Origin of the sequence: Verrucomicrobium sp. BvORR034 (assembly GCF_000739635.1) — a bacterium.
In the GTDB taxonomy this organism is placed as follows: domain Bacteria; phylum Verrucomicrobiota; class Verrucomicrobiia; order Verrucomicrobiales; family Verrucomicrobiaceae; genus Verrucomicrobium.
In genome coordinates, this window is sequence record NZ_BATQ01000101.1 from 1 (window position 1) to 16,521 (window position 16,521).

Sequence of the window (16,521 nt, forward strand, 5' to 3'; positions counted from 1 at the left end):
GGTGAAATGGTAGCTCAGCACGTCACAAATGAGCTCCGGATTGTCGTTCTCTCCCAGGGTTTCACAGAGCTGGGAGGCGCTCTCGTCTTTGCCCACCTTGAAGAGCTGGAGGGCCTTGTCTTTCAGGGCCGTCACCTGGTCGATGTCCTCGATGCTGGTCTCCACAGTATCGACGGCGGCAATGCGGAACGGTCGCTCCTGGACCCATTTCTTGAGCTTGATTCGTCGGACGCCCAGAAGCAGCAGGTGGGAGGTGCCATCATCCTGCTGGACGCAGGCCCGGACCAGCCCGGCGGTGGTGTGCGGATTGATCTGGTCGCTGTCGCCTTCATCGCTCCGGTTCCCGATGCAAAACATGCGATGCGATTGCAGCGCGTGGGTCAGCATGGAGCGGTAGCGCTCTTCAAAGATGTACAACGGAAGAAGGCAGCCCGGAAAAAGGTGACAGTCAGAGAGCACCATCACAGGCAGTTCTCCGGGGATAGTCAGGCTGGCTTCTTGATTGATGTCCATTCCCACTTCTATACGCCACTCAGCAAGGGGGTGGACGACCCGGCTTGCCGTTTCCCGCCTCCTGCAAAAGGTTGACCTTGCAGGAGGTCGGAGGCTTTGGCTAGCTGAAAAGTGCCTGAATGGGGCGGCCGCCGTCGGTGATGGGCACCGGGCGGGAGGCGTCGAAGAGCTCCTTGGACGGGTCCACACCCATGGCGGCATGGACGGTGGCATGGAAGTCCGGGATGCTGACGGGGTTCTCCAGGACGTTCTTGGAGAGGTCGTCGGTCACGCCGTAGGCACCGCAGTGCTTGAGGCCGCCCCCGGCGAGGATCAGCGAGAAGGCGGTGCCCTGGTGGCCACGGCCCCCTTTGCCGTCGTAGGCGGCGGGGCGGCCGAACTCGGTGCCGATGACGATGAGCGTCTTGTCCAGGAGACGCTTCTCCTCCAGATCCACAATCAGGGCGGACAGGGCGGTGTCCAGCTCCTGAATGAGCAGGTGCTGCTGCTGCTGACCCTCGTTGTGAGTGTCCCAGCCGGTGCCGTTGATGAAGTTCAGGTTGTGGGAAACTTCAATGAAACGCACACCTGACTGCACGAGGCGACGGGAGAGCAGGCAGCGCTGGCCGAACTCACCGCCGTAGGCCTGACGGAGCGTGGAGGACTCGTCACCCAGATTGAAGTTGCGCATGAACTCGGGTCCGGCCAGACGCAGAGCCTCGCGTTGCGCTGTCTCGTAGTCGCCCATCACCGAGTGGTCGCTCGTGCGCTTCTGGAGCGGTTCAAGGAGCTTTTCCCTCGCGCTCATGCGGTCGGAGGTGACGAAGTCCGGACGGGTGAAGCCTGCAGGTCCCGTAGCGGTGTCCGTGAGATACACGTAGCCGTCCTTGGCCCCGAGGAATCCCGGTCCGCGGCTCACGTTGGGGTAGCCGATGAGCATGTAGGCGGGCACCTTGGGATCGGCAGCGCCTCGCTCATGAGCAATGATGGAGCCAATCGAGGGATAGGTCACGTTCCCGCTGATCATCCGGCCGGTGTGGACGATGTTCGTGGCGAAGGCGTGCTCATCAATGACCTTGTGGTTCACCGTCCGCACCGCAGTGATGCGGTCCATGAGCGGAGCGGTCTTCTTGAGGTGTTCGCACACCTTCACGCCAGACACCGCCGTATCGATGGAGGCATACTCCGCGCCTGCCAGCTTGGGCGTCGCCTTGGAGTTGCCCAACGCCTTGGGGTCAAAGGTGTCGATTTGCGACATCCCGCCGCCCAGCCAGATGAAGATGCAGTGCTCGGCCTTGCCCTTGGGCATCACGGCCTGGGGGCTGGCATAGGCCGCGAGGGGAGCCAGGGCGGCGGTCTTGAGGAAGGATCTGCGGTTCATGGTACGAGGAAATCTGAAGGGTTGAAGAGAAGAAGCGGGTGGCGGATCAGGGGACGAAGACCCACTCAGGGGCGTTGAGGAGGGCCCAGAGGGCGTCCTCCAGCTTCTGACGCCAGGCGGCATCGAGCTTCTGCGTCGGCGGGTCTCCCTTGCGGGCGGCCGTTTCCTCCGCCATGCGCACGGTCGTCGCCACAGGGTCCAGGTGGTTGGACCAGGACACGTACATGGGCTTCACCCGCGGGGCAGGGGAGGCCACCGGCACCGGGGAAAGCTTGCGGTTGGCATAGCCTGTGCCCAGGAACTCGGTGTAGCGCTGCTTCTCCTCCGCGGTCGGCATGCGGGTGAGGAGTTTCAGGAACAACGTGTCCACAAACTGATCCACCGGCCGGTCTTCCAGCGCCAGGGCGGTGATGCCGTGGTCATCACTCAGGCGGGTGAGCCAGATGCCCACGGTGCCGTTGGAGATGATGGCCGGCTGCAGCACGTTCGACTCGCGGTCGCGCTTGCTCACCGGATCCTGACGGGATCCGCGCCAGCCGAAGGCGCCCAGCACGTCACACACGGCCTGGTTGCGGGGCAGCGCCAGACTGGGGCGGTCACGCTCATTCGAGGTGGAGGTGAGCATCCAGCTGCGGCGGGGATTGCCGAGGCTGATGGAGTTGCCCAGATCACGGCGGCCATCGATGTCGAGGCTGACCTCTTCCACGTTGAAGGGCTTGCCCGTGGCGGCAAAGAGGGAATCGACGATCTGCTCCGCTTCCAGACGGCGGGGTGCCGGGGAAGCGAAGAGCGGGCTGGCAGCACGCAGGGTGTCATCCGTAGCGCGCTGATAGGCGTGGGAGGTCATGATGAGGCGGACCAGTTTCTTGGCATCATAGCCGTTGCGCACAAACTCACGGCCCAGCCATTGCAGAAGCTCAGGGTGGGTGGGTTTGCCCTTCTCCCAGTCTTCCACCGGCTCCACGATGCCGCGCCCCATGAGGCGGGCCCACAGGCGGTTGGCCATGACCTGGGCGAAGCGTTCGTTCTGCGGACCGGTGATGATCGCCGCCAGCTGTTCGCGGGTGTCTTCTGGATGCTCAGCGAGAGCGGCTCCGGATGCCTCATCACCAAACTTCGTGAAGCGCCACTTGGGCTGCACTTTGGAGCCGGGCTTCAGGGTCACCTGAATGAGTGGCTTGCGGCCCCCTTCATGGAGCTTGTCCATCGGCACGCTGCTTGTGGCGGGCACATCCACCGGTTTCTGAGCCAGCATGGCGGCCAGGGCAAAGAGGTCCTCCTGCAGGGATTCGTGCGTAGGTGAATCGTGACAGCGGGCACACTTGGTTTCCACACCCAGGAAGGCGGTGCTCACAATCGTGCCCTTGGCCGCCATGGGCACGTCATTCTGCGAGGCCACCCCGAAGCCAGCAGGGCCACCAAAGCGGACGCTGCCCTTCATGGTCAGCAGTTCCGTGACAAAGAGGTCCATGGGCTTGTTGTCCAGCAGTGCCTCGTAGATCCACCAGCGGAAGGGACCGGAGTTGTTGAGCGTGGGGTTCAGGATGTTGGGGTTCTCTGCCAGCACATCCTGCCAGTAGCCCGTCCAGTTGTCGGCCCAGCGGGCATCGGTGAGCAGCTTGTCGATCGCCCGAGTGCGTTTGTCGGCGCTGGTGTCCTTCTGGAACGCCTCGATCTCCGCCAGCGTTGGCGGCACACCCACGGTGTCCAGATAGGCACGACGCAGGAACGCGAGGTCGGAGGTCAGCGCGGTCACGGTGATCTTGTCCACCTTCATCTCAGGCCAGACGGCCCCTTCCTTGATCCAGAGGGCGATCAAGTCGGTCTGCTCCTTGGTCAACTTGCTGCCTTTGGGGGGCATGATGGCGTCTTCATCATCCGTGATCACACGGGCGAGCAGGGAACTCTTCTCTGGGTGCTGAGGCGTTACGGCCGGGCCGTCATTCTCTCCGCCATGCATCGCTGCGGCCAGGGAGTCGAGCTTGAGGTTGCCCTTAGTCTTGGTGCCCTGGTGGCAGTCATAACATTTGGTTTCCAGAATGGGCTGGATGTCGCGGTAGAAATCCACCTTGCCACTGTGGGAGGCCTTGTTCTGCTCACCCACTGTCGCCATCTTCACGGAGAGAAACTGGTCGATGGGGTTCAGGGCGGGATAGCCTTTCACGAGCGGGGGCACCGGCACTTCCTTGGTGCTGGCCAGCCAGTCTTGCACGGCTTTGCGGCGCTTTTCCCAGTAGGGCTTCGTTTCTGTCAGGCGCTCAGCGCGACGCTGACTGTTCATTTCATCCAACCGCGCCTGACGGTCGGCCGCATAGGTCGTCCAGCCCTGGTCGTTGTAAGAAATCACTTCACCTGCCTTGCCGCCCTTGGCCGGGGTGAGGAGCTGCCAGGTCTCTGTGCCCTGCTTGGACCAGGCCACGACGGTTTCCCCCAGTTCAGGACGACGCTTGGATTTCCCCACCATGCCGCCCACGAGCGTTTCCAGAACCACGGTATGTTCGCCGCCCTTCGATTCAAACTCGCACCAGGTTTCCTGTGTGCCGGGAGGGGCAAAGCGGAAGTCCGGGCCCAGATTGAGATAGCCTTCCTGCTCGTTCACGTGACCATGCCCGCCGCTGTCGGGTTTCGGGAAAGTAGTGGTCAGCAACTGCACGCCATCAATGTGCAGATGGGAAGCCCCACGACCCCGCAGGAGGAGGCGATGCTTGCCCGCTGGGAAACTTACCACGGCGGCCGCCCGGACGAGGAAGGGGATGGGCCGGTCAGCGCGCACACCGCTGGTGATGTACTTGTGAGGCACTTCGAAGAGGCCAAACCCGCGCTCATCGTAGGACTCCGTGGCGCGGGGCGACTGGGTCGGCCAGGCGTTCTTCTCCGGCAGGCCGTCTTCACAGATCTGCACGAGCACTTTGCCATCTGGGATCATGCTGCGCTCCACCACTGGGGGCTGGGGCACATACTGGAAACGCTGGGCCACCACTGAGTCAGGAAGAATGCCGCGATAGATGGCGACTTCGTCCAGTGAACCTTGGAGCGAGTTGCCCGCACCGCCGCCGTATCCGGAACCGATGTTCAGATCGTCGGCGTCATTGACTGGACCGTTGTTGGTCTTGCCAGCCATGTCCCAAACGCCTTTGACCTCCTTGCCATCCACATAGGCTTCGAGACTGTCGGCTTTGCCAAAGGTATAGCTCACCACCACATGGTGCCAGCCCGTACCGGGGGCGAAACCTTCTGCGGCCACCCAGCGGTGATACTCACGGGCGCCATCCGGTTTGTCCGACTCACTGCGAAAGAGGAAAGAGGGCCGGGCCTCGCCGCCCTCGCCTTTGAGGCGCAGCGCGTAGTTCTGGTTCTCTGAGGAGAAGGCGGCCTTCTTGTTGCGGCCTTTGCCCACGAGGTAGCAGTAGGAGCCGTTCTTAATTTCCTCGACGCTGACCCAGGCCTCCAGCGTGATGGCATCGCCTTTGACAAAACGCAGGTTCACTCCGGGCACATCGGATTCACGGACATTGATGCTCGTGCCGCTGCCGGAGAAGACCGCCGCCTTGTTCCCCTCAGGAAAGCCCGGGAAGGTGGGCTTCTGCGGACCGGAGGGTGTGATGGACTTGCCGCCCTGCCACGCGCCTGGCTCATCTTTGTCGAAGGTCCATTTGATCAGCGGCGCGGTGGCCTGTTCCGCCACCTTGTCGCTGGAGTCGTTCACGGAGTCATTCGTGGCATCATTGGTCGCCTGCCCAAAGGCAGACGCCGAGGCCAGAGCCAGGAACAAGAGAGGTTTGCGGGGAAAGTGCATGACGGTGTGTGCTAAAAGAATAACGGAGTCAGGCCGCTTCTTTCAACACTCACCCGAACCGCATTCGGGGTGGTCTCGCATCCCCCATTCGGGTGATGTTCAGACCTCCAGAAGGCCTCGACGGATCGCTTCCGTCACCGCCTGGGTGCGGTCCTGGGCCCCCAGCTTTTCCAGGACATTGCTCACGTGGCGCTTCACGGTCTCCTCACTCAGACCGAGAACGGAGGCGATTTCCTTGTTGCTGCGCCCTTTGGCCATCTGGGCCAGCACCTCGCGTTCCCGCGGGCTGGGCTCCGGTCTGCCCAGCCGCTCCGCCAGACGCTGGGCGATGTCGCCCGGCAGATAGCGTTTGCCTGTCGCCACGGTGCGGATGGCCTTTAGCAGGTCCTCACGCGGGGCGGACTTTTGCAAGTAGCCCAAAGCCCCGGCCCGGATGGCCCGGTACACGTCCTCATCCCGCGCAAAGGAGGAAAAGACGAGGATGCGTATGCCAGGGTGGGCCTGCCCCAGCTGCTCTGTGCAGGTGATGCCGTTCACCTCACCCAGCTGGAGATCCATGATGACGACGTCCGGCGTGTGGGCCGCGCAGGCGGTCAGGGCCTCCGCCGCGCTGCCAGCCTCCGCCACCACCAGCAGATCTTCTTCAAGGCCAAGGGAGGCTGCCAGTCCGCTGCGCACCACAAAGTGATCATCGACGAGCAGGATGCGGACGGGGGCAGGAGCGGCGGACATCAGGTGAATGACGCGCGGAGGGCGGGCAGCGCAAGTGTCAATCCCACCGAAGTGCCGCCGCCCGGCGTGCTCTGCAATGAGAGCTCTGTGTGTAGTTTCCGTGACCTCTCCCGCATGCCCTGCAGCCCGAAGTGCCCTCCAGAGACCGACATCTTGCTGGGATCAAAACCCTTGCCATCGTCGGACACGGTGAGTTTCAGTGCCTGCGCATCCGTCTCGACCTTGATCACGACTTTTTGCGGCTGCGCATACTTGAGAGCATTGTTCACGGCCTCCCGGCTGATCCTCAGCAGATGATGTTGCACCAGTGGCGGCAGGGGAGGTATCTCGCCAGCCACCTCCACCTGGAGCGGGATGGCGGTGGTGGTCTGCAGATGATCGACGAGCCCCTGGAGAGCTTCAGGAAGCGGCACCTCGTTGCGTGAGGCATCCCGAAGATCCCACACGAAGTCCCGGGTTTCCGTTTGCAGACGGGAAAGGAGCTTCCGCTGTTGCTCCAGGAGCTGGCGCGCCTTGTCATCCGCCACCCGTGGAGTCGCGGCATCCAGGCGCAGGGAGAGCCCGGCGAGTTCCTGCTCCAGCGTGTCATGAAACTCGCGCGCAATCCGCTGCCTTTCCTCCAGCACGGCCTCCTGCTGCGTCTTCAACTGTAGCAGCCCCAACTGCCGGTTCACCTGTCGCTTCAACAACCCAGCCCAGGCGGCAACCAACAAGCCCGCACCGGCCACTCCTGCCAAAGCCAGAGTGAGTCTGGCCGCGCTCCACCAGGGCGGGGCCGTGAGCAGCAGCGCATCACCTGCGCTCCGCAGCCTCAACTCATACGCCGTGGGGAAAGTGCGATAGCCCTCTGACCGGGTGGCATTGACCCGGCAGAGACCGGTGAATTGCACTCTGGAGCCCGGCTCAAAATCCATGGCCACATCCGGCGGACCGATCACACGAAAGCTGATGTTCTCCACCTCTGCCACCCACGCATTGCCGATGACGGATCGCTGCAGGATGCCCGCGGTCACCACCACCAGCTCAGAGTCGCAGGAGCCATTCGCCAGTTCCTTGGCCGTCACTGCCGTGGGCGAGGGGGGCTCACCTGAGGCTGTGACCCGAAAGACCGCATCCGCCAGCATGGCGCTGAAGTTGCCCATCTGCGGAAAACCAAGCGCCTCCACCTCATCCCCAGGTTGCAAGGGCTCGGTATATGGCGTGTGGACGAAGAGGCTTTTCCTGCCTTCTCTCAAGTAAAAACCGCCGCCCAGAATGCCGCTCAAGGCCGTGCCCTTCACCTTCACGCGATGGATGTCGGGATTGCGATTGGCCGCCGCCAGCAAGGCCGCCACGGACACCGGCTCCTGCGCAAAGGGATCTGCGGGCGGCCCCATCTCAATGGTGATGGCCCGAACGTCTGCCACCCGGATGTAAGGCCGGACCAACTGCCGCCGGTCATTGATCGCCCCGGCCGCCAACCCCACCACCTTCAGTTCCGCATCCACAAACTCGTGAGTGTCTTCGGGTGGGTTTTGATCGAACCGCACTTCTGCCAGACCTGAGCGGGTATTCAGCCGGAGGCTGGCGGTGTTCTCGCCGGTGATTTCCATGGAGCGGCCCACGCCTTGCAGTTCGACCAGTCGATAGTGATAACGACCGTCTGCCAGCTCATCCGGGGTGACCTTGACCGGGGTCGGCACCGGGCCTTCGCCCAGAACGTCCACCGTATTTTGGGCGATGCCCCCGATGTACAGCCCCGGGACCCGTGTGCCTTTGATACGCAAACGCATGCCCGGCCTCATGGTGAGGCCGAATTTGGAATTCCGAATGAAGGTGGCGCCGGATTCATCCTGGAGAAACACCGTGCCGCCTGGGTCCACAAAGGTGACGGTCGCCTCGATCTCGACAGGCGGCTGGAGCTCTGGATCGGTCTCCGGATATCTCGCCACGTCGTTGGCCCGGCGCAGGATCTGGGCACCCGCAGTTGGTTTGCTCGCTGACGAAGGTTGCTGAGCAATCACCGTAGTCACCATGCCCCCCAGGCACAACGAGAACAGGATGGGGAAGGGGGGCAGTCTCATGGTGAGCGGCAAAAACATAGCCCGTTACGCAAAGTTCAAGCAAGCTGGAGCTTGAGGAATTCGTACCGGTCACCCATGAAGCGCGCTTTCCTGCTCTGTTTTTCCAGTCTTGCCATGATGTTGGCGGTGAAGCCATTGCATGCTGCGCCCCCTGCGACGGACCATCACGTCATTCTGATCAGCGTGGATGGCCTGGCGCACTACTACTTTGAGGATCCCAAGGCAAAAATGCCCACCATCCGCAAGCTGGCAGCCGAGGGCGTGCGGGCCAAGCGCATGAAGTCCTCCCTGCCGACGGTCACCTGGCCGAACCACACGACGCTGGTCACCGGCGTGCAACCCGGCAAACATGGGGTCATCGGGAATGGTATCTTTGACCGCGCCACCCAGCAGTCTGTCAGCTACCTGCCGGACCCGGTCTTTGACAAGGATGAGATCGTCAAGGTGCCCACGGTGTATGACGTTGCGCATGCCTCAGGTCTGAAGACCGCGGGCGTGATCTGGCCAGCATCGCGCAACGCCAAGAGCCTCGACTGGACCGTGCCGGACGTCGGTACGAATGAGTTGTTCCAGAAATATGGCACCCCGTCGCTTCTGGAGGAATGCCGGGCTGCGGGCATCCCTATCGAGAAGCAGGAGGAATGGTGCAAGGCAGGTACTCTGGGCAAGCCGCAGCGCGATTACATGTACTCGCAGATTGCCCAGCACATCATCAAGACCCACAAGCCCAACCTCCTGATGCTGCACTTGGTCTCTGTGGATGCCATGGAGCATGCCACAGGCAGCAAATCCGCGGAGGCATACTGGGCGATCAACGACTCCGACAACCGCGTGCGGGATCTGGTAGAGGCGGTGGAAGAAGCGGGACTCAAGGACAAGACCACCTTCGTGGTCACCTCAGATCACGGCTTCATCACCTACACGAAGATGATCCAGCCGAACGTGCTGCTCAAGCAGATGGGCCTGATCAAAGCCTTTGGTAACAAGCCGACCCAGCGGGCCGTGTGGAGCTACTCACAAGGGGTGGCCTACATCTATGTGCTGGATGATGCCAACCGGCAGAACCTCCTGGAAACCATCACCCCGAAGCTGGCCGCCATGGAGGGCGTGGAAGAGGTCATCACTGAGAAAGACTTCGCCAAGTACGGCATGATCACCCGGGACAAGGATTCCCGTGCTCCAGACCTGATCTTGTCGGCGAAGGACGGCTATTACTTCAGCGACAATGTAGGAGGGGAGGAACTCATTGCGCAGACGGAAGGGCCGAAGGGGGCTCACGGCTACTCTCCCGCCAATCCGCTGATGGATGCCAGCTTCGTGGCCAGTGGTGCGGGCATCAAAAAAGGCGTGACGCTGGACACTATGGGGAACGTGGACGTCGCCCCGACGATCGCTAAACTTCTCGGTGTAGAGATGAAAGACGTGGACGGTCGAGTCCTGACCGAAATTCTAAAATAGTTGTGAGGCTGGCCAGACCTGCGCGTCTTTGATTGAATCCCTTTCCCACACCCACTTTCGTTCCATGAACTCCGATTCTCCCCAACTCACACGACGTCGCCTGCTGAAACAAACCTTCGCCTTTAGTGCCGCGGTGATTCTGGGCCAGGGCTACCGCCACGTTTCGGCCCAAGAAGTGGCCAAGACAGCGAGCCACCTGCTCATGATCGGAGACTGGGGCCCGGAAAAGGAATGGAAGCCACAAGAAGCCGTGGCCCGTGGAATGGCTGCCTATACCAAGGACATGACCGTGAAGCCCGAGGCGCTGTTCCTGCTGGGGGACAATTTCTACGGGTCCTTCAAAGGCGGGCTCAAGAATCCCCGGTGGAAGACGCAGTTCGAGGACATGTACCCCGCCAGCGTATTCCCCGGTCCCTGCTACGCGATGCTGGGAAATCACGACTACGATGATGAGCCGGAGATCAAGTTGAAGGCGCAGCTGGCCTACGCCGCCGAGAATCCCGGCACCCGCTGGACGATGCCCGCCAAGTGGTACCGCATGGAGCATCCCCAGGTGAACCCGCTCATGACAGTGCTGGTAGTGGACAGCAACTACAAGAACCGCGTCGCCTCCCTGACCCCGGAGGAAAAAGCGGAGCAGGACAAATGGCTCCGCACGGAACTGGCCAAGCCCCGCACCACCCCTTGGCTGGTGGTGATGGGCCACCACCCGCTCTACACCAACGGCGTTCACGGCGACAGCAAGACGCTCATCGCGGCCTGGGACAAGCTCTTCCGCGAACACAAGGTGGACTTCTACTTCTGCGGCCACGACCACGACATGCAGCACATGGAGTTCGAGGGGCACCCCACCTCCTTTGTGCTTTCTGGCGGGGGCGGCGCCCGCGTTCGAGATTTCAAGAACGGAGTCGTGCACGGCCCCTTTGGCCAGGCGATCCACGGCTTCACACACCTGGAGGTCACGCAGGACCGCTTTGTGGTGCGGCACATCGATGCGAACCGGAAGCTTCTGCATGCCTTTGAGAAAGACCGGAGCAGCAAGGTGACGATCGTCAGCTGATCCGTCTGTTCTTCCCATGAACCCGAGCCTTACCCTGGCAGGTCTGCTGGCAGTTTGCACCCTGATGACTGACGGCCGCCTGGGTGCGGCCGAGGTCGCCGTAGCTGATGCGGCTCAACTCCGCGCCGCCGCCTCAGCAGCCCGGCCGGGCGATGTGCTGGTGATGAAGGACGGGACCTGGACGGATGTGGACCTCGTCTTTCAGGCCAATGGAAGTGCAGAAGCCCCGATCACCCTGAGGGCCGCCACGCCCGGTGCCGTGGTGATTTCCGGGAACTCCAGCCTTCGAATCGGCGGGAGTCATCTCACGGTGGATGGCCTCTGGTTCAAGGACGCCCTTCCTACGAAGGGAGACGTTGTGACCTTCCGGCTCGATGCGAAGAATCTGGCCAGTCAGTGCCGCCTCACCCAGTGCGCCATCACCGAAAGCGAGGGCGTGGGCGACGGGAAAGAGCGCAAGTGGGTGTCTCTGTACGGCGCGCATCACAAAGTGGACCACTGCCACTTTGCCGGAAAGACGGGGAAGGGCACGCTCATGGTGGTGTGGCTGGATGGCGGCGAGGCCTCCCACGTCATCGAAGCCAACTCCTTCGGCAAGCGCCTCAAGCTGGGCAAGAACGGCGGCGAGATCCTAAGGGTGGGGGACAGTGATTCCTCCATGCAGAACGCCCGGTGCAGGGTGGTGGGAAACCTGTTTGAAGAATGCAGTGGGGAGGTCGAAATGATCTCCAACAAGTCCTGCGAGAATCTCTATGAGGGCAACGTGTTTCGGAATAGCCAGGGCACCCTGACCCTTCGGCATGGGAACCGCTGCCATGTGGAGGGCAATGCCTTCTTTGGCAATGGCCGTCCCCACACCGGCGGCATCCGCATCATCGGCGAGGGGCATCAAGTGATTGGGAACTATCTGGAGAAGCTGGAGGGTACCGAAGCCCGGGCCGCGATCTGCCTCATGAACGGGATCGAGAACTCCCCGCCCAACGGCTACTTCCAGGTCAAAGAGGCTTTGGTTAAAGGCAACTACATCAACCAGTGCCGGGAGAGCATCAACATCGGCTATGCGGACAAGGATGTGAAGGCTCCGCTGGAACCCCTGAATTCTGTGTTGGCGGACAACGTGATTTACGCAACGAACCGTATTGTGACCCTGCAGGGGACAGGTGCCGGTGTGCGCTGGAGCAGCGGACGAGTGGGCGGAGCTGAACTGGGGTATGCCGGCCCCGTGGAGCCCGTGCAGGCCCAGGAAGTGACCTATGAGGCCTGGCTGAAAGCGACGGGGAGAAAGCCGCTGGATGAAGGGACGGTGGGAGTTTCGTGGATGAAGCGGATTCCGTCGTCGTAGCGGGCAAGCTGGCGGAGGTAGGTTCGCGAAGCTCGTAGGCGCTGGAGCAAAGAAATCTCCACCTGGCATGGTCGTCCAACGCGCCAGCGTCTAGGGGTGCCGGTGGCTTGACACCGCTCTGGCGGCCCTTGTGATTTCCTACAATCCAGACACCTCCAGCAGAGCTGGTGGCGGTCGCTCCCGCTACGCGCCTGCCAAACTCCCCTCAGCGCCATTTGCGCCAGCACCCTGACGCTCGGAAACCGCGCTGGAGACTTCCGCCACCTCAGGCACTTGTTTGGCACTCGCCGCCGGTGGCATCTTGACCACCGCCACCGTGGTGTTGTCCTGGCGGGGGTGGTTGGCACCGCGAACCGCAAACAACAGCGCGTCGGCGATCTTGCCCGCCGTGGTGTTCGTGCCAAAAGCCAGCAGGTCCCGGATGGTATCCTTTTCCAGCGTGAGCACCCCGTCACTGGCGGCGATGAGTACGTCGCCAGGTTTGAGCGGAAACTTTTCCATGCGGGCATCCACCAGCGTCAACGGCAGCCCCATGCAGGCGGATTGCAGCACATGCCGGTCCGGATGAAACTGGGCCTCTTGGGCCGTCAGTTCGCCGCGCCTCACCCGGTCATCGAGCAAGGGGGCAAGGGAGTGATCTGCATTGAGACGCTGCAACTGCCCCTCCCGGAAGAGAAAGAGCGGGGAGTCTCCCACGCTGATCCAGTGGGCGTGATCTGCGGCCACCATAAGGCCGATGAACGTGCTGCCCATGGGGGCCTGGTTCCACTGCAGGCGATGGCTCAGATGATGCAGGGCCTCGTTGGCCGCCTCCAAGGCCACGCGAAGCCGCCACGCGGCCGTGAGGGCACTCCGGCGGTAGGCCTTGATGAACTCGCTGACGAGAAGGAAGCTCGCCACGTTGCCGCCGATGTGCGCGCCCAGGCCATCGCCCAACCCGATCAGAAGCCGGGTGAAGGGGGATTCCAGCTTCTCCGACACATCGCCAAAGGCATAGTAGTCCTCCTGCTTCTCGCGGTGACCAATATGCTGGCGGCCGGCGAAGTCCTTCTCGACCTCAAACCTGGGCCCTGGAGCTCTCAAGGGAGCTTTTTTCAAAGACGGAGTCACACCCAGTTATTCGACGCTGAACTTAAAGATGCATGTGTGCTGGTAGCTATCCCCAGGAGAAAGTTTCGTCGTGGGGAACTCCGGCCGGTTGGGACTGTCTGGGAAATGCTGTGTTTCCAGGCAGAAAGCATGACGTGCACCGTAGGCATGGCCCTTCTTGCCGGTGAGACCCAGGTGGTTGGCGGTGTAGAGCTGCACGCCAGGTTCTGTCGTCAAGACTTCCAGCACTCGCCCCGACTTGGGATCTTTGGCGCGGGCGGCCACACGCAGTCCGGAGCCATCAAGAATGAAGTTGTGGTCGTATCCCTTGCCCTGGCGCAGAGGCTTGAAATCCGCATTGATGCGCTCTCCAATCTTATGCGGGCTGGTGAAGTCCAAAGGCGTGCCAGCGACAGGAGAGCGCTCTCCTGTGGGGATCAAGGTGTCGTCTGTCGGCGTGTAGTAGTCGGCATTGATGCTCAACTCGTGCCCCAGAATGTTTCCACTGCCTTCGCCAGCGAGGTTGAAGTAGCTGTGGTTCGTCAGGTTGACGACCGTGGATTTGTCCGTGGTGGCGCGGTACTCGATCTCCAGGCTGTTGTCGTTGGTCAGCACATAGGTGACCTTGCATTGCAGCGTTCCGGGATAGCCCTCTTCACCATCAGGACTGGTATAGGTGAGCTCCAGTCCGGCTCCGCCCCGCTTGATCGGGCGGGCGGTCCAGACCTTCTTGTCGAAGCCCACACGTCCACCGTGCAGGTGGTTGGGGCCATTGTTCTTGGCTACCACATATTCCCGACCGTCGAGCGTGAACTTGCCACCGGCGATCCGGTTTGCATAACGGCCGGTAATGCAGCCAAAGAACGGGCTTGAGGATTCGTACTGGGCGAGGTTGTCAAAGCCCAGCACCACATCCTCGAACTGTCCCTGGCGGTCTGGCGCCGTGAGGCTCACGATTACCCCGCCATAGTTCGAGATCCTGGCCTCCATGCCCTTTTCATTGCGCAGGGTATAGAGGCTGACTTTCTGTCCGTTCTTGGTTTCCCCCCAGGGCTCTTCAGTGACGGTCATATGGGTGCCGGATTGCAGCGATTGACAAGAAGCCAAAGTGCCTGACAGCAGGGCTGCCAGGCACAGGAAAGTCGGAATTAATTTCATGGATTGACGTGAGGAATTGGCCGCATTCTGAACAAATCGCCACCGACTGGCAATCCTGTTCGAACGTCGGCCCCTCCTTACGCCTGCTCTTCCGCTTTTTTCTCCTTCCAGGTGCTCTGGATGTAGATTTCGCGGAGCTGTTTGAAGTCGGCCGGGCTCGGGCTGGCGGTCATCAACTCCATGCCACGGTTGTTCTTCGGGAAGGCAATCACCTCACGGATGCTGTCTTCACCGGCGGCCAGCATGATGATGCGGTCCAGGCCAAGCGCGAGACCACCGTGGGGCGGAGCACCGAACTGGAAGGCTTCAAGAATGTGGCTGAACATGATCTTCTGCTCTTCCTCGCTGACGCCGAGGACGCTGAACATCTTGGCCTGGAGATCGCTCTCGTGGATTCGCAGGGAGCCGCCACCCAGTTCACAACCGTTGAGCACGACGTCGTAGGCGATGGCGCGCACTTCGCTGTACTTGCCTTCTTCGAGAAGCGCGATGTCTTCCGTCTTCGGGCGGGTGAAGGGATGGTGCACGGCGCACCACTTGGCGTCCTCCTCGCTGTAGGCGAGCAGGGGGAAGTCCACAACCCAGAGGAAGTTCAGCGCATCGCTGCCCTTGGTGGTGCCCATCATCTCGGCCACCTCAAGGCGGACGCGACCAAGAATGGTGCAGGTGCTTTCCCAAGGACCGGCCACGAAGAAGACGATGTCGCCTTCTTCGATCTTCATGCGCTCAATGAGCGCCGCCTTCTCCTCATCAGTGAAGAAGCGCCAGAGCGGGGACTTGTATTCGCCGTTCTCGTACTTGATGAAAGCCAGCGTCTTCACGGGCAGACCAGCCTGGATGGCGATCTCGTTCAGGCGGTTCATCTGGCCGGTGGTGACGGACGCGAAGCCCTTGGCGTTGATGGCGCGAACCACCCCGCCGCCGTCGAGCACACCGCGGAAGATCTTGAACTCGGTCTTGGTGAAGACATCACCGACGTCGGTGATCTCGTTGCCGAAACGCGTGTCGGGCTTGTCGATGCCATAGCGGTCCATCGCCTCCTTCCACGTCATGCGGGGGAAGGGGAGGGGAATCTCCACATCGCGGCCGGCCTTGAACATGTCCTTGAGCAGGCCTTCCACGAGGTTGTAGATGTCTTCCTCTGTGGGGAAGGACATCTCAATGTCCACCTGGGTGAACTCAGGCTGGCGGTCCGCGCGAAGGTCTTCGTCACGGAAGCACTTGGCGATTTGGAAATATCGCTCCAGACCAGCGACCATGAGCAGTTGCTTGTACTGCTGCGGGGCCTGAGGGAGGGCGTAGAACTTGCCCGGGCTGAGACGGGAGGGCACGAGGAAGTCGCGCGCGCCTTCCGGGGTGGACTTGGAAAGGATGGGGGTCTCCACCTCCACGAAGCCATGGGCGTCGAGGTAGTCACGCGTGGCTTTCGTCACCCGGTGACGGGTACGCAGGTTCCGGGTCATGCGCGGACGGCGCAGGTCGAGGTAACGGTACTTGAGCCGCAGGTCTTCGTTGCTGAGCTCCTTGTCGAGCTGGAACGGCAGCACCGCGGCCTTGTTGAGCATCGTGAGGTTGGAAACGACGAGCTCCACCTCACCGGTGGCGAGCTTGTCGTTGTTCGTGCCTTCGAGACGCTTCACCACCTTGCCGGTGATCTGAAGCACGTCTTCATCACGGAGCTTGTGGCTGGCGGCAGCGGCTTCGGGGTTCTCCTCGGAACGGAAGACGATCTGGGTCACGCCTTCCCGGTCCCTCAAGTCCACGAAGATGACGCCGCCCTGGTCGCGAGCCGAATTCACCCAGCCGGACAGCGTGACGGTTTCCCCGACGTGGGCGAGGCGCAGTTCGTTGCAGTGGTGCGTACGGTAGGTGTTCGGTTGCATGGGGTGGGGAAAAGCGAGCGGGTGAAATGCCAGATTTCCGGGGGTTACGCAAGTGGCATTGTGGTTT

The 16,521-nt window shown here is 61.8% G+C and carries 11 protein-coding genes; 3 read left to right on the plus strand and 8 right to left on the minus strand.

Going from position 1 to position 16,521, the window contains the following annotated elements; genetic code table 11:
• The 5 genes from BV034_RS16845 to BV034_RS16865 all read right to left on the minus strand — a co-directional run.
• Nucleotides 1–513: LON peptidase substrate-binding domain-containing protein (locus BV034_RS16845; protein ID WP_265593096.1), on the minus strand; the 513-nt coding region annotated here is incomplete at its 3' end.
• Between the two features lie 100 nt (nt 514–613).
• A complete protein-coding gene (locus BV034_RS16850; protein ID WP_050028166.1) occupies nt 614–1,873 on the minus strand; it encodes a DUF1501 domain-containing protein in 1,260 nt (419 codons plus the stop codon).
• A 46-nt stretch (nt 1,874–1,919) separates the two neighbouring features.
• Nucleotides 1,920–5,669, minus strand: a complete 3,750-nt coding sequence (locus BV034_RS16855; RefSeq protein ID WP_050028167.1) for a DUF1553 domain-containing protein — start codon at nt 5,667–5,669, stop codon at nt 1,920–1,922.
• A 99-nt stretch (nt 5,670–5,768) separates the two neighbouring features.
• Nucleotides 5,769–6,401 carry a response regulator transcription factor gene (locus BV034_RS16860; protein ID WP_050028168.1) on the minus strand — a complete coding sequence of 211 codons (633 nt, stop codon included), beginning with the start codon at nt 6,399–6,401 and terminating at the stop codon, nt 5,769–5,771.
• Nucleotides 6,401–8,464: a sensor histidine kinase gene (locus BV034_RS16865; protein WP_265593097.1), complete on the minus strand. Its 2,064-nt coding sequence runs from the start codon at nt 8,462–8,464 to the stop codon at nt 6,401–6,403. The genes BV034_RS16860 and BV034_RS16865 overlap by 1 nt, the downstream gene beginning before the upstream one ends.
• 75 nt (nt 8,465–8,539) lie before the next feature.
• Between BV034_RS16865 and BV034_RS16870 the strand changes: the two genes are divergently transcribed.
• The 3 genes from BV034_RS16870 to BV034_RS16880 all read left to right on the plus strand — a co-directional run bounded on the left by BV034_RS16870 (nt 8,540) and on the right by BV034_RS16880 (nt 12,324).
• Nucleotides 8,540–9,922, plus strand: coding sequence for an ectonucleotide pyrophosphatase/phosphodiesterase (locus tag BV034_RS16870; RefSeq protein ID WP_050028170.1), 1,383 nt, complete (start codon nt 8,540–8,542; stop codon nt 9,920–9,922).
• A gap of 64 nt (nt 9,923–9,986) precedes the next feature.
• Entirely contained in the window at nt 9,987–10,982 is a 996-nt protein-coding gene (locus BV034_RS16875; protein WP_050028171.1) for a metallophosphoesterase, read from the plus strand.
• A gap of 16 nt (nt 10,983–10,998) precedes the next feature.
• Nucleotides 10,999–12,324 (plus strand): polysaccharide lyase 6 family protein, encoded by a 1,326-nt coding sequence (locus tag BV034_RS16880; protein WP_050028172.1) that lies wholly within the window; start codon nt 10,999–11,001, stop codon nt 12,322–12,324.
• 183 nt (nt 12,325–12,507) lie between these two features.
• Here BV034_RS16880 and BV034_RS16885 read toward each other — a convergent pair whose 3' ends face one another.
• The 3 genes from BV034_RS16885 to aspS form a co-directional block, all read right to left on the minus strand.
• On the minus strand, nt 12,508–13,422 hold the full coding sequence (locus BV034_RS16885; protein WP_265593098.1) for a protein phosphatase 2C domain-containing protein: 915 nt from the start codon (nt 13,420–13,422) through the stop codon (nt 12,508–12,510).
• Between the two features lie 18 nt (nt 13,423–13,440).
• Nucleotides 13,441–14,571, minus strand: coding sequence for an aldose epimerase family protein (locus BV034_RS16890; protein WP_050028174.1), 1,131 nt, complete (start codon nt 14,569–14,571; stop codon nt 13,441–13,443).
• 77 nt (nt 14,572–14,648) lie between these two features.
• On the minus strand, nt 14,649–16,454 hold the full coding sequence (aspS, locus tag BV034_RS16895) for an aspartate--tRNA ligase (protein ID WP_050028175.1): 1,806 nt from the start codon (nt 16,452–16,454) through the stop codon (nt 14,649–14,651).
• Nucleotides 16,455–16,521: the final 67 nt, after the last annotated feature.